At 39.2% G+C, this 13,171-nt stretch carries 10 protein-coding genes; 5 read left to right on the top strand and 5 right to left on the bottom strand.

Annotated features, from left to right (window positions below; genetic code table 11):
* The first annotated feature begins 66 nt into the window (after positions 1–66).
* Together ALE3EI_RS05790 and ALE3EI_RS05785 are read left to right on the top strand one after the other, a co-directional pair.
* Positions 67–1,314, top strand: coding sequence for a hypothetical protein (locus ALE3EI_RS05790; protein ID WP_186991844.1), 1,248 nt, complete (start codon positions 67–69; stop codon positions 1,312–1,314).
* Positions 1,315–1,414: 100 nt separating this feature from the next.
* Positions 1,415–4,246: a TonB-dependent receptor gene (locus tag ALE3EI_RS05785; protein WP_186991842.1), complete on the top strand. Its 2,832-nt coding sequence runs from the start codon at positions 1,415–1,417 to the stop codon at positions 4,244–4,246.
* 67 nt (positions 4,247–4,313) lie between these two features.
* Here the strand turns inward: ALE3EI_RS05785 and ALE3EI_RS05780 are convergent, their stop codons facing one another.
* From ALE3EI_RS05780 to ALE3EI_RS05765, 4 genes are all read right to left on the bottom strand, one after another.
* Positions 4,314–4,676: a toxin-antitoxin system YwqK family antitoxin gene (locus tag ALE3EI_RS05780; RefSeq protein ID WP_186991840.1), complete on the bottom strand. Its 363-nt coding sequence runs from the start codon at positions 4,674–4,676 to the stop codon at positions 4,314–4,316.
* A gap of 356 nt (positions 4,677–5,032) precedes the next feature.
* Positions 5,033–5,659 (bottom strand): carbonic anhydrase family protein, encoded by a 627-nt coding sequence (locus ALE3EI_RS05775; protein ID WP_186991838.1) that lies wholly within the window; start codon positions 5,657–5,659, stop codon positions 5,033–5,035.
* 3 nt (positions 5,660–5,662) lie between these two features.
* Positions 5,663–7,504: a SulP family inorganic anion transporter gene (locus ALE3EI_RS05770; RefSeq protein WP_186991836.1), complete on the bottom strand. Its 1,842-nt coding sequence runs from the start codon at positions 7,502–7,504 to the stop codon at positions 5,663–5,665.
* 72 nt (positions 7,505–7,576) lie between these two features.
* On the bottom strand, positions 7,577–7,852 hold the full coding sequence (locus ALE3EI_RS05765; protein WP_186991834.1) for a hypothetical protein: 276 nt from the start codon (positions 7,850–7,852) through the stop codon (positions 7,577–7,579).
* Between the two features lie 207 nt (positions 7,853–8,059).
* Here ALE3EI_RS05765 and ALE3EI_RS05760 point away from each other — a divergent pair, with 207 nt between their 5' ends.
* The 3 genes from ALE3EI_RS05760 to ALE3EI_RS05750 all read left to right on the top strand — a co-directional run bounded on the left by ALE3EI_RS05760 (position 8,060) and on the right by ALE3EI_RS05750 (position 12,406).
* Positions 8,060–9,283 carry a porin gene (locus tag ALE3EI_RS05760; RefSeq protein ID WP_186991832.1) on the top strand — a complete coding sequence of 408 codons (1,224 nt, stop codon included), beginning with the start codon at positions 8,060–8,062 and terminating at the stop codon, positions 9,281–9,283.
* A gap of 78 nt (positions 9,284–9,361) precedes the next feature.
* On the top strand, positions 9,362–11,602 hold the full coding sequence (locus ALE3EI_RS05755; RefSeq protein ID WP_186991830.1) for an inorganic phosphate transporter: 2,241 nt from the start codon (positions 9,362–9,364) through the stop codon (positions 11,600–11,602).
* Positions 11,603–11,689: 87 nt separating this feature from the next.
* The gene (locus ALE3EI_RS05750; RefSeq protein ID WP_186991828.1) at positions 11,690–12,406 is read left to right on the top strand and encodes a DUF6503 family protein; all 717 of its coding nucleotides are present in this window, start codon (positions 11,690–11,692) and stop codon (positions 12,404–12,406) included.
* A gap of 6 nt (positions 12,407–12,412) precedes the next feature.
* On the opposite strand, the gene ALE3EI_RS05745 is transcribed toward ALE3EI_RS05750, so the two are convergent.
* Positions 12,413–13,168 carry a CPBP family glutamic-type intramembrane protease gene (locus tag ALE3EI_RS05745; protein ID WP_186991826.1) on the bottom strand — a complete coding sequence of 252 codons (756 nt, stop codon included), beginning with the start codon at positions 13,166–13,168 and terminating at the stop codon, positions 12,413–12,415.
* Between the last annotated feature and the right edge of the window lie 3 nt (positions 13,169–13,171).

The following is a 13,171-nucleotide window of genomic DNA, read 5'->3' as shown; positions in this document are numbered from 1 at the left end:
TTTACATTGTGCTTGTTTATTTGCAATGAAAATTTAAACCAATAAATCAATAACACTTTGAAAACAATGAAAAATTTTTACGTAACAATTTTTGCACTAACTGCAATGGTTTTTGCAGTAAGCTGCAGCGGAGATGACAACGGAACTGTGATACCGACAGATGATGGTGACGACGGCTCTGTAGTTAACACTCGTCTTTCCGGACAGATCACGGAGGATATGACTTTAACCAACGACCTTATCTGGGAGCTGGAAGGAAGAGTTACAGTAACCGACGGTGTTACACTAAGTATAGAAGAAGGTACTGTTATAAAGGCATTTGCCGGACAGGAAGCAAACGCTTCAACACTTATCATTGCCAGAGGTGGAAAAATTGAAGCCAACGGTACTGCGAGCAATCCAATTATTTTCACCTCAATAGCAGATAACATACAGGTGGGCCAATCTTCGGGTTCAAATTTATCTCAAAACGACAGAGGACTTTGGGGTGGTTTACTAATTCTGGGTAGAGCTCCAATTTCAGTCGACGGAAACGCTACACAGGCACAAATTGAAGGAATACCGGCAAGTGACACCAACGGACTCTATGGTGGCAACAATCCGGGTGATGATTCCGGGACTTTAAATTATGTTTCTATTCGTCATGGAGGAACATTGATAGGAGAAGGAAATGAAATTAACGGACTTACGTTGGGTGGTGTTGGAAGCGGAACTACAATTTCCAATATTGAAGTGGTAGGTAATGTAGATGACGGAGTTGAATTCTTCGGGGGTACAGTAAATGCATCAAACATTGTAGTTTGGGCTCAAGGAGATGACGGACTCGATATAGACCAGGCTTATTCGGGAACCATAACAAATTCTGTAGTTGTTCTCGGAGATATCTCAGATCACGGATTGGAAATCGATGGTCCTGAAGGGTCTTTACTTGGCTCATTTGTGATTGATGGCCTTACCATGATTGGGAACCTCAACACCGAGAACGGAGAATATGCCGACTATAGAGATGGTGCTATGGGAACCACAAAAAACGTTCTGGCTATTGGGTTTAAAGCTGAATCGGATGTTGAGCTTGACAATAACGGAGTAGCACAAAACTTTTTAAACGGAGATATAATTTTTCAGAACTGGGTTGTAGATGTAACCCCGGCCAATGAAATCTTTATTGAAAAGACCGGAACCGGAGAAACCGAAATTATCCTAAACCCTGATTTTACAACAAGAGCTGCCAACTGGTCTGCAAATGGAACAACAGGTGGTGCTAACCTTAGTTCCTTTGGCTGGACTTATGCAAGTTCAAGAGGAGCTTTTTAATCGCGAATACCCAATTTATAATTATTTAAATATCAGCCGCAATTGCTCGCTTTTTTAAAAGGCGAGCAATTGTTTTACATAATATTTTTAAGACAAATAAATGAAAAAGACACTATTACATTTCTTCATTACCTTCTTTATATCCGGTCTTGCCTTTTCACAATCCGGAACCATTTCAGGAAAAATAAATGATGGAGAATTTAACGACGTTCTGGCTTTTGCAAATGTTATCGTTAAGGATACTCAAAAGGGAACTACATCAGATTTTGACGGGATCTATGCCCTCGAGCTAGAAGCAGGAACCTATACTCTGGTGTATTCATTTGTAGGGTATCAAACACAAGAAATCACAGATATCTCTGTAGAAGCAGGAGGGACTACAACGATCAATGTTACCCTCAATGCGAGTGCGGGACAACTTGATGAGGTTGTGGTTACGGCCACAGCCCGTCAAAATACTGAATCGGCCGTTTTAAGTTTTCAAAAGAACTCTGTTGTACTATTGGATGGCCTTTCAGTAGAATCCATAAAAAAGTCGGGCGCCAGTGATATTGCCAGTGCTGTTAAAAATGTTCCGGGTGTTTCGGTACAAGGAGGGAAATTTGTTTATGTAAGAGGTCTCGGTGATCGATATACCAAGTCTATTTTAAACGGCGTAGACGTACCGGGACTTGATCCAAACCGTAACACCCTCCAATTGGATATTTTTCCTACCCAGATTCTGGACAATATTATTGTAATAAAATCTTCTACTGCCGATCAGCCCGCCGATTTTACCGGAGGGGTTGTGGACATCGTAACCAAAGATATTCCCGGTAGTGAGCAATACAGTCTTTCGATCGGCTTGGGATATAATTCCGACTTTCATTTTAAGAATGACTATTTGGTAGATGCCAAAAGTGGAACTGACTACTTAGGCTTTGACGACGGACTTCGTGATAATCCTATTCCTTCAGCTCAGGAAATCCCTTTACCCCAACAAAACGGGGAAGTAGTTGAAATTTTAACCCGTCGTTTTGAAAATACACTCGCTGCCCAGCGTGAGAAAAGTTTGATGGATGTAAACTTCTCGGCTACTGCGGGTAATTCCTTTGATATAGGAGAAAATAAACTGGGATTTTTAGCTTCTCTTTCCTACAGAAATGAAACTGCTTATTATGATGAATATATAGACGGGCAAGTTTTTAGACTGGACGATCAGGATTCTTCTGTCTTGGAGTTGCGTCCCGACCGAACTCAAACCGGGGAAGTTGGAAATAATAACGTGCTTATTAGCGGATTGGCTGGATTATCCTTTAAAACTGAAAAGTCTAAATACCGAATCAATTTCCTGCATATCCAGAATGGTGAATCTGAAGCCTCAATTTTCAGACAGTCGAACCGGGTAAATAATTCTAACGATATAAAGAAAGACAACCTTATATATACCCAACGTTCCATTTCCAATATGCTTTTCAGCGGAAAACATTCGCTGGATGAAGGAAACTGGACCATTGAATACAAGCTATCACCCTCTCTTGCATTGGTGTACGACAAGGATTTTAGAGTAACTCCGTTTCGAGTAACGATTGATCCTGAAACCAATGAAGAAATATTTACGATTGAACCCAGTGAATCAGGGGACGCAAGCCGATATTTTAGAGATCTGGAAGAAGTGAATCTTTCGGGGAAACTTGGAATAGATCGTAAACATCAATTATTTGGTTATGATGCGAAATTAAAATTTGGAGGAGCATACACCTATAAGCAACGTGATTTTTCGATTGAAAAATATTCCTTCCCCCTAATTAACATAGCAAGTACGATATTTGGCGGTGATCCCGATGCATTATTATCTGAAGAAAATATATACGATGCTGAAACCAACAGTGGGGTTTATGTAAGAGAGGATTCGAATGAATCTGATGCCTTCGATTCGGAGATCACAATTGGTGCGGCATATATTTCTGAAGAATTTAAGATAAACAACTGGTTTAATGCTATTCTCGGTGTTCGCTTCGAAAAATATGATCTTATATATACAGGACAGAACCAGCAAGGGGATATTTTTGACGATACAACCATCATTGATAAGTCCGATTTTTTCCCATCGGCCAATTTAATCTTCGATCTAAATGAAGAGGCAGACAAAAAAATTAGAACATCCTATTCAAGAACAACCGCTAGACCGTCGTTTAAAGAAGCTTCACTTGCTGAAATATTTGATCCTATAAACAGTACATTCTTTATTGGAAACATACATGTTCAGCCCTCATATATTGATAACTTCGATATCCGGTATGAAAAGTATGGAGAAGGTGGTGATTTCTTTGCAGTAAGCGGATTCTACAAGTCGTTTAAAGATCCTATTGAGCTCTCGTTTATCCGAGGAGCTACCGGGCAGTTTACACCATTAAATTTAGGAGATGCCATGGTGTTTGGAGGTGAACTAGAAGTGCGGAAGAATCTTGGCTTTATTACCGGATTAAGCAATATTGACCTTAATGTAAATCTTTCTTTAATTGAATCACAACAGGAATACAGTACCGACGAGCGATCAAGCCGGCTTGATAATTTGAGAGATGGTGAAACATTGGATGATAATCGTCAGCTACAGGGGCAGTCACCTTATCTAATTAATATTGGATTTAATTATGAAGACGAAGACTCCGGATGGCAGGGAGGTGTTTTTTACAACACTCAGGGTAAGACCCTGCAAATTGTTGGAAGTGAAGATATCCCCGATGTTTTCACTTTACCCTTTCACAATGTGAAATTAAACATATCCAAAAGATTTGGTGAAAACAATCAGTCTACGATAGGTTTACGATTTGAAAACTTGTTGGATGACGATATAGAAAGCATTTATGAATCTTTTGGCGCCACAGATCAGATATATAGTAAATGGAATCCCGGACAAAAAATAAGTCTGAGTTATAGTCTTACTTTTTAATTGATTATTAAATGTGTTAAACAAAAAAAGACCCTTGAAAGAGGGTCTTTTTTTCTCTTATTAATTTTTATCGGTTAGAAACAACTCTGGTTTCACCGGATGTCCATGATTTGACCTTGGCGATCTTTGAGTTCATATACGAAACCTCCTTGATCTCGTTTCCCTGATAAAAAAACCAGGTTCCTGTCTTTTCACCATTCACATAAGTCCCAACTGCTGTTTTGTTTCCTAAGGTATCGTAACTTGTCCACTCACCCGTTAATTTATTCTGAGCATTGTAAAAGCCGGTCTGAGCGATCACTCCATTGTCATGATACAAAGTAGCTTCAATAAGCTCTCCATTTTTTACGAAAGTATCCTTTTTAATTTTTTGACCGAAGGCAACTCCCACCGTTAGTAACAATGCCAAAAGTATTAACGTATTTTTCATAGTGAATCTTTTAATTGATAAATGCTTACTCAAATATATTAAATACTTAACAATTATGAAAGGTTTACTTAACGTTAATTTTACATTAAACTTTTAAATATTTGTTTTTCAGTTTTTTATGTAATTAATATTGTTGTATGGAACGATCTCATGTAACTTAATGTTTTTTTAAAGTTTAGGTGACAATAAGACTACACAAACCTCCTTTCTTTGAACAGCACTTTTCATAGATCGATTAGTTTTTGTCAACTAGATTTAAAAGTGTAGAGGCTATCCATACAAAGATAGCCTCTCTTGTAAAAAGCAAAATCCCGCCAAAAGGCGGGATTTATAATTCAATAAAGAACCTGCTTCACTTAGTTAAATGAAACACTTCCGGTACTTATATCATACATAGCACCCACAATTTTAATCTCACCTTTCTCCTCCATTTCTTTTAGTATCGGGCTTTCTTTTCTGATATTATCTATAGCCATTTCCACATTTTTTGCAGCAACTTTATCTACGAAATCCAGGTTTGAAGAATTGCGAAGGTTTTCGTCTGTAGGCTCGTTTACCGCTTCTACCGCAGGCTCAATCTTATTTATAAGCTTAGTGAGGTTTCCAAGTCTGGCGTGATCACAAGCCCCTTTTACTGCCCCACAACTGGTATGTCCCAATACTACAAGTAGTTTAGTCCCGGCAAGCTTGCAGGCAAATTCCATACTTCCTAAAATATCTTCATTGACAAAGTTACCCGCAATACGAATACTGAAAATATCTCCTAACCCCTGATCGAATACCAGTTCGGCAGAAACTCTGGAGTCTATACAACTTAAAATGGTAGCAAACGGAAACTGTCCATCGGTAGTTTGATTTACTTGTTGCAACAAGTTTCTGTTGGCTCTTAGATTATTTTGAAATCTTTCATTCCCTTCTTTTAAAAATTGCAACGCCTTTTGAGGGGTCATAGTGGCCTGCGTTTCTTTTGTATGTGCTTTCATATCTTAATATTTATCTTTTACATTTTCATTAATCCACTTTAAACATTCTTTGAATGTTTTAAAAATCCGGTCTTCAGAAACAAGATCGGGTATAATATCAATTCGTTCCATCATGTATCGCGGCTGGGTTTGTACATCCACAAACAACACCGTTATATTTCTACGGGACAAATCTACAAGAACATCTTCCATGGCATATAACCCGGATTGATCCATATATTGCATACGATCTAAACGTATGACCACAGTTTTTGCCGTGTTCGGAACCTGCTGAGCTAGTTGCTGAAAATCACTAGTAGAACCAAAAAACAACGGGCCCTTAATGTGCTTTATAAAGACTTCTTCTTTTAAAGCTTCAGGAAAATTATGTTCATCGTCCCAGGCCTGTTCCTTTAATAATGGTTTTACATCGGACCGCTCGGCAGTAAGGTCGCCCATTTTCTTCATAAACATAAGTGAAGCAATCACTAAACCAATGCCTACTGCATACACGAGATTCCATACCGAAGACAGTACCAATACAATTATCATAATAATAACTTCGGCTTTGGGCATATTAGGAATTGCTTTTAGCCCTTTATAATCCATAACTCCAATTCCTACCGTGATAAGGATTCCAGCTAGTACTGCTGCGGGAATTTGTGAAGCTACCGGACCTAGTGACAAAAGGATCACCAGCAATAAAACCCCGGCCATCATACCCGAAAGACGAGTTTTTCCTCCCGATTTTATATTTACCACCGTTCGTATGGTCGCTCCCGCTCCCGGAATTCCGCCAAAAATAGCACCTATAGAATTTCCGATACCTTGACCCACTAATTCCTTGTTTGGTTTATGCTTGGTCTTAGTCATATTATCGGCCACCACCGAAGTGAGCAATGAATCTATTGCTCCCAGTAAGGCAAGTGTAAGTGCCGTGAAAATATAAGGGGTTAAACTGGCAAGGCTGAATCCGGTAAATATTTCCAGATTAGGAAGGGGCAATCCACTTGGAATCTGCTCAATGGGACGATAATCAAGGCTAAATCCATATGCTATCCCCGACATGACCAACAACGCAACCAAGGTACTGGGTACCGCTGTGGTAATGCGTTTAAAACCATAAATAATTAATATGGTTCCTAATGCCAATAGCAATTCCAGCCAATTAATATTATTTAGCGCTTTAGGAAGCATTTTAATCGAACCAATTACACCGGAAGCGTTCGCTGCTGCAAGTGTCTGTGACTCTTTTAAAATATCTGCTTGAGAAATGGTTTCAGAACGTTTTATGGTCTCTTCAAAATCTTCCAAAACCAATATGCCTTCTCCTGCTTCTTCTCTGAGGATATTCTCTAAAATTAACTCTTCCGCGAGTGGTTTAAACTGATCTACAAATTCGGCATCCTCCTTTGGATAATATCCAACAGCCGGAAGAATCTGGGTAACCAAGATAATGATACCTATTGCAGTCATAAATCCTGAAACTACCGGATAGGGTATATACTTTATATACTTCCCTATACCTAGCACCCCCAGTCCAATCTGCATTAGTCCCGCCAAGAGGAACACAGTAAGAATTGCAGGTAGCGCTTTGTTCACATCTCCGTCATTCACGGCGATGATCCCCGCAATTACTACCATACTCACTGCTGTCATTGGTGCAGTTGGTCCCGAAATTTGTGTATTGGTTCCACCAAATAAAGCTGCAAAAAAGCTAACGAAAATAGCACCATAAAGACCCGCACTTGGACCCAGACCAGAACTTACACCAAAAGCTAATGCAAGAGGTAAAGCAACGATTCCGGCAGTAATTCCACCAAACAAGTCTCCTTTAAAATGTTTAAAATCAAATAATTTATTCATTATAGCTAATAAAATAGGTTCAATCTATAACAATTCAGACTGAACAAGTTAAAACAAAACGTTGAAAATATATTAGCCTATAAATTCAGGAGGGGGTAGGTGAATTGTGACGGTATAGCTACTGAAGGCTTCCCGATAATGAGGGTTATTCTTGCCTTTCAAAGTATATTGAAAATCCTGAAACCATTTATAAAGATTCAGCACTACCTTTTTCTCATCCACATCGAACTGTAGTGTATTTTTATTCTCTTCTTCTAGAATATTGGTTACTACTATTGCATCCGGATCCATTGTAATTACATTTATGATCACCGGTGCCAATAGGGTAAGGCTGAGAAAAAATGACAAGAATATTTTTGGTAGGAATTTCAAACTTATACAGAGACAATTTGATTTAACAAAGGCCAAAAATATAAACAAAATAACAATTACGATAATAAAGACTTGTTAAAGTGCCTCAAATTACTGCCTATCTCGGTTTCTTTACGATGGCATAACATTAACTTAACATAGAAATCGGTTCTTTGCAACGACAAAAACTAGAATCGATATTAAATGAAATGTCATTACCTCACTCTTGTGGCTATGTTATGCGTATGCATTTCTGCCAATTCACAAGAAATTACAGAAACCAAGTTTGGCAAGGGAATGCTTAATCTTGTCGCTAAAGACAGCTCATGGAGCGTTAAATTTGCGCCTCGTATTCAGTTTAGAGCAATGTCTCAATGGGATCACGACGGGGATTCATATGGTAAGCCCGAACAAAACTTTCTTATAAGAAGAGCCCGATTAAAATTTGACGGTTTTGCTTATTCACCAAAGTTGAAGTACAAAATTGAACTTGGTTTGTCTAACCGTGATATTTCGGGAGCAAATCAATTTACAGGCAATGCTCCCAGATATATTCTCGACGCTGTTATTATGTGGAATTTTTATGAGAATTTCGAACTATGGGCCGGGCAAACTAAACTTCCCGGAAACGTAGAACGCGTGGTATCCTCAGCAAACCTTCAGCTTATCGACCGGTCTTTACTCAACAGCCGCTTTAATATAGACCGTGACCTTGGAATTCAAATTCGCCATCACGCTAATCTTTCAGAAAGCTTTATTATCCGTGAAAAATTTGCACTATCGCAAGGGGAAGGACGAAATATTGTATCCGGGAACCTAGGGGGACATCAATACACCGGAAGGATAGAAGTACTTCCATTTGGTGAATTTGAGGGAGGAGGAGACTATGTTCAGAGCGATCTGAAAAGAGAAAAAACTCCGAAGCTTATGCTGGCCGCTACATACGATTATAATGATGATGCTGTAAAAACCCGGAGCAATTTAGGGTCTTATATGTTTACCTCTACCGGACTGTACAAAACCGATATTACCACGATATTTGTAGATGCTATGTTTAAATACGATGGACTCTCTATCATGGCCGAATATGCGAATCGAGATGCTGATGCACCTATAGCAGTAGAAGAAAACGGGCTTCCTGCCATGGACGCCGAAGGAAATCCTACCGGAGATGTTGTGTTAACAGGAAATGCTTTTAACTTTCAAGCCGGGTATTTGTTCAAGAATAATTATGAGGTCGCGGGCCGTTTTACCAACTTGAGTTTCGATCCAATCACCGGATCTGACAATAGTGAGCAGTACACACTGGGAGCTTCAAAATATATTGTTGGACATAAACTAAAGGTTCAAACCGATATCAATTATACGTCTCGGGGTGGAGAGCCGGATAATATTGAGTTCCGAATTGGTTTCGACCTTCATTTTTAACTGAAAATACATAACAATTTGGTAACAAATAAACTCTTTTTTAATAAGAAATTTGCACCAGTTTAATTAAACATACTCATGGAAAATTTTTATTTATTTATGCTCGTTGCTCTTGCCGTTCTGGCCATTGCCGACCTTATTGTGGGAGTGAGCAATGACGCCGTAAATTTTCTAAACTCGGCCATTGGGTCCAAAGCGATATCCTTTAAAAGTATCATGATCATAGCAAGTCTTGGAATTTTTATAGGCGCCGTGTTCTCCAGTGGAATGATGGAAGTTGCCCGTAAAGGAATATTCGTGCCGGGTGAATTTTATTTTAACGAGATCATGATTATTTTCATGGCGGTTATGATCACCGATATACTGTTGTTAGACTTTTTCAATACTTTGGGAATGCCTACATCTACAACAGTTTCTATAGTATTTGAATTGCTGGGTGCCGCGGTAGTGGTTGCCTTGATCAAAATAAGCGCTAATGACACTCAATCTTGGGCAGATCTTGGAAACTATATTAATACCGATAAAGCCACCGAAATTATTTCCGGAATCCTGCTATCGGTTGTTATTGCATTTACGGTAGGTGCGCTGGTCCAATACCTTTCGAGACTTATATTTACCTTTCATTATGAGAAGAAGATCAGGAATTTTGGAGCGCTCTTTGGGGGCTTTGCGCTTACCGCTATCGGATATTTTATTTTTCTGAAGGGACTTAAAGGAACACCCTATTACGGAGATTTTCAAGGAATATTAGAGAATCAGACTTTGCTGCTAATTGCCGGGAGTTTTGTTTTCTGGACCTTATTCTCCTATGCTTTTATGAAGATCTTTAAAAAGAGTATTCTCATTTTTGTGATCGGAATAGGAACCTTCGGACTGGCGCTCGCCTTTTCCGGAAATGACCTGGTAAATTTTATTGGTGTACCCATGGCAGCCTATCATTCGTATGAAGCCTGGGCGGCATCGGGAGAAGCAGCTACTGCATTCTCTATGAATATTCTTGCTACCAAAGTTCCGGCAGAACCCATGTTACTGTTTATTGCAGGTGGTGTCATGGTCCTAACATTATGGTTTTCGAAGAAAGCTAAAACGGTTACCGATACCGAGATCGGACTTTCAAGACAAGGCGAGGGACATGAGAAATTTAAGCCAAATATGCTTTCACGCGCTATCGTAAAAGGAAGCAGCAAACTATCTGCCGGGTTAGGCATGATTCTGCCAAAATCTACCTTGGAAAATATGAACTCGCGTTTTGAAAAACCCGTGGTAGCTCTTCCCAAGAGTAAATCCTATGAGCTTCCAGCTTTCGATATGATTCGGGCATCAATAAACTTAACCGTGGCCGGAGTTTTGATCTCTATAGCAACATCGATGAAATTACCGCTATCTACAACCTATGTTACGTTTATGGTGGCGATGGGTACTTCCCTGGCAGACAGAGCATGGGGGCGAGAAAGTGCAGTCTACAGAGTAGCCGGTGTTTTAAATGTCATTGGAGGATGGTTCTTTACAGCGTTTAGTGCCTTTGTTGCTGCCGGAACCCTTGCATTCCTTATTAATTGGAATCAGCAGGTAATGATTCCCGTATTGCTGTTATTAGCCATTCTGCTCCTGATCCGTAACTTTATGGTTCACAAAAAGAGAAGTAACGTGGTAACTGCTCCCGATAAACTGAAAAAAGCTGCGAGTAGCACAGTTCAAGGGATAATTGAAGAGAGTGCAGATACCATCGTTAGTGTTGTAAAAAGAACGAATAAGATCTACAGCGATATGCTTCGGGGATTAGCCAAGCAGGATACCTCCCGACTTAAGAAAAGTAGAAAAGGGGTTAAGAAACTGGACGATGAAGTTGAAGAACTGCGTAATCACATCTTCTACTTTATTAAAAATCTGGATGAAACAAGTGTGCGGGGAAGTAACTTCTATATCATTGTTTTAGGATATCTCACCGATGTTACTCAATCTTTGGAATACATTGCCAAAGCGAGTTACAAACACGTGAACAATAATCACAAAGCACTTCGATTCAATCAGATAAAAGACCTTCAGGAGATAGACAATACGCTCGAAGCACTTCTAACTGAAATAGAAAGTATCTTTAAGAATCGGGAAATTGAAAAAATCAGTTCCATCTTGGATAAGAAAAATGAACTATTCCGCTTTGTTTCAGAAAAGATCGACAAGCAAATAGCACGAACTCGAACCGAAGAATCCAGCCCGAAGAATACAACCTTGTATTTCAGCTTGCTACTGGAAACAAAGGATCTGGTGACGGCTCTTACCAATTTATTGGAAGAATACTACAGAAGTTACAAGAAGTAATCTGATGTATTAAATATTCTAACCTTGCCCGTGCGCTCTGATCGGGCAAGGTTTTTTATTCTATATTTATTCTGAAAAATCCACTATATGAGAACTATTTTCTTGGGAATATTAATTGGAATACTGCCATGTGTCACTTTGGCTCAGGAAATTAGCGGAACTGAATTACTCGCAAAAGCTATTGCATACCACGATCCTTCAGACCGATGGCAAAAGTTTGATGCCAGCTTTTTTGTTCAGCTAAAAACTCCAAATAGCCCGGAAAGAATGAGTGAGGTTACTATCGATCTTCCAAATGAGTTTTTCAATCTTTCGGTTGAAAAAGATAGTATTACCACCCAGTACACCTTAGACAAGGACGATTGTTCTTTTACGATATGCAGTAAGGGAAATGTACAACCAACAGCTTCATCAAGCTTTAAGGAGAAGTGCGACAGAGCTCGCCTATACAAGAATTATTACACCTACCTCTACGGTTTGCCCATGAAGTTAAAAGATCCCGGAACGCAGATTGATGAGAAGGTCATTAGAAAAGAATTTAAAGGAAAGGAATATCTGGTTTTAAGAGTAAGCTACGATGAAGCTGTGGGCAAGGATGTGTGGTTCTTTTATTTTAATCCGAAAAGTTATGCCTTGGAAATGTATCAGTTCTTTAAGGGCGATCCCGAAAAGGAAGGAAAAAATACCGGAGAATACATCCTTCTTTCTGAAGAAAAAATTATTCAGGATATAAGAATGCCGAAAGTAAGAGCCTGGTATTACAATAAGAATGATGAATATCTGGGTACCGATATTCTGAAGTAGGCTTCATTACAGCGTAAAAATATCACCTTCGTTAAAATAGTAATATTCTATCATCAGTACCAATAGATTATGAATAAAATGCACCAACATCCCCAACCAAAGTGTTTTGTATTTATGCCTTAGATATCCCAATACCAACCCGAAGGGAAAGATCCAGACGAAGGAAATAAACGAAAAATGGACCAAAGCAAATAAAATCGCTGTCGCTAATATGGTGACTTGAGGAGTGGAAACATTTCCCAACTGATTGAATAAAAATCCTCTGAATGCCAATTCTTCAAAAACGGGTGCGATGATCGCAATAAACAGGAACGCCCAGAAAAAGGAGTTTTCATACCCGATATAGTCATAAAACAGATTGTAACTCACCTCATCGAGTAATTCATTGAGATATTCGATTCCAAAATAAACAAGACCGGCAGTAATAAATGGAAATACAATAGAGAAAACAAGACTTCTCCAAGTAATGTAGGTGCTGTTATAGAGCGCCAGAATACGTTTGGCATCGAACAGACTAAATAAAACCGTTAGCAACACAAAGACAGTCTCAAGAAGGATCTCCGTAAGCAAGGAATCACTTTCGGCGTAGATCGCCCAGGAAACGATAGCATAGATTAAAAAGGTGACATAAAAAAGTAAGACATTGCGAACACTGCTGTTCTCAACGTCCATATTTCGCACCGAAATCTTTTTCCCGCAATTCCCGCAAAACAAAGCTTCGACTCTTAATGGTTGATCACAATTAGGACAATTTCGTTCCATGCG

The sequence above is a fragment of the Constantimarinum furrinae genome, from assembly GCF_014295415.1.
GTDB classification, from domain to species: domain Bacteria; phylum Bacteroidota; class Bacteroidia; order Flavobacteriales; family Flavobacteriaceae; genus Constantimarinum; species Constantimarinum furrinae.
The sequence above is the reverse complement of the archived record's forward strand: the minus strand, read 5'-3'. Positions and strand labels throughout refer to the sequence as shown.

Excerpts from the sequence above, each read along its gene's own strand:
- ALE3EI_RS05780 (WP_186991840.1), bottom strand. The coding sequence starts at position 4,676 with ATGAAAAATACGTTAATACTTTTGGCATTGTTACTAACGGTGGGAGTT.
- ALE3EI_RS05745 (WP_186991826.1), bottom strand. The coding sequence starts at position 13,168 with ATGGAACGAAATTGTCCTAATTGTGATCAACCATTAAGAGTCGAAGCT.
- ALE3EI_RS05760 (WP_186991832.1), top strand. The coding sequence starts at position 8,060 with ATGAAATGTCATTACCTCACTCTTGTGGCTATGTTATGCGTATGCATT.
- ALE3EI_RS05755 (WP_186991830.1), top strand. The coding sequence starts at position 9,362 with ATGGAAAATTTTTATTTATTTATGCTCGTTGCTCTTGCCGTTCTGGCC.
- ALE3EI_RS05770 (WP_186991836.1), bottom strand. The coding sequence starts at position 7,504 with ATGAATAAATTATTTGATTTTAAACATTTTAAAGGAGACTTGTTTGGT.
- ALE3EI_RS05775 (WP_186991838.1), bottom strand. The coding sequence starts at position 5,659 with ATGAAAGCACATACAAAAGAAACGCAGGCCACTATGACCCCTCAAAAG.
- ALE3EI_RS05785 (WP_186991842.1), top strand. The coding sequence starts at position 1,415 with ATGAAAAAGACACTATTACATTTCTTCATTACCTTCTTTATATCCGGT.
- ALE3EI_RS05790 (WP_186991844.1), top strand. The coding sequence starts at position 67 with ATGAAAAATTTTTACGTAACAATTTTTGCACTAACTGCAATGGTTTTT.
- ALE3EI_RS05750 (WP_186991828.1), top strand. The coding sequence starts at position 11,690 with ATGAGAACTATTTTCTTGGGAATATTAATTGGAATACTGCCATGTGTC.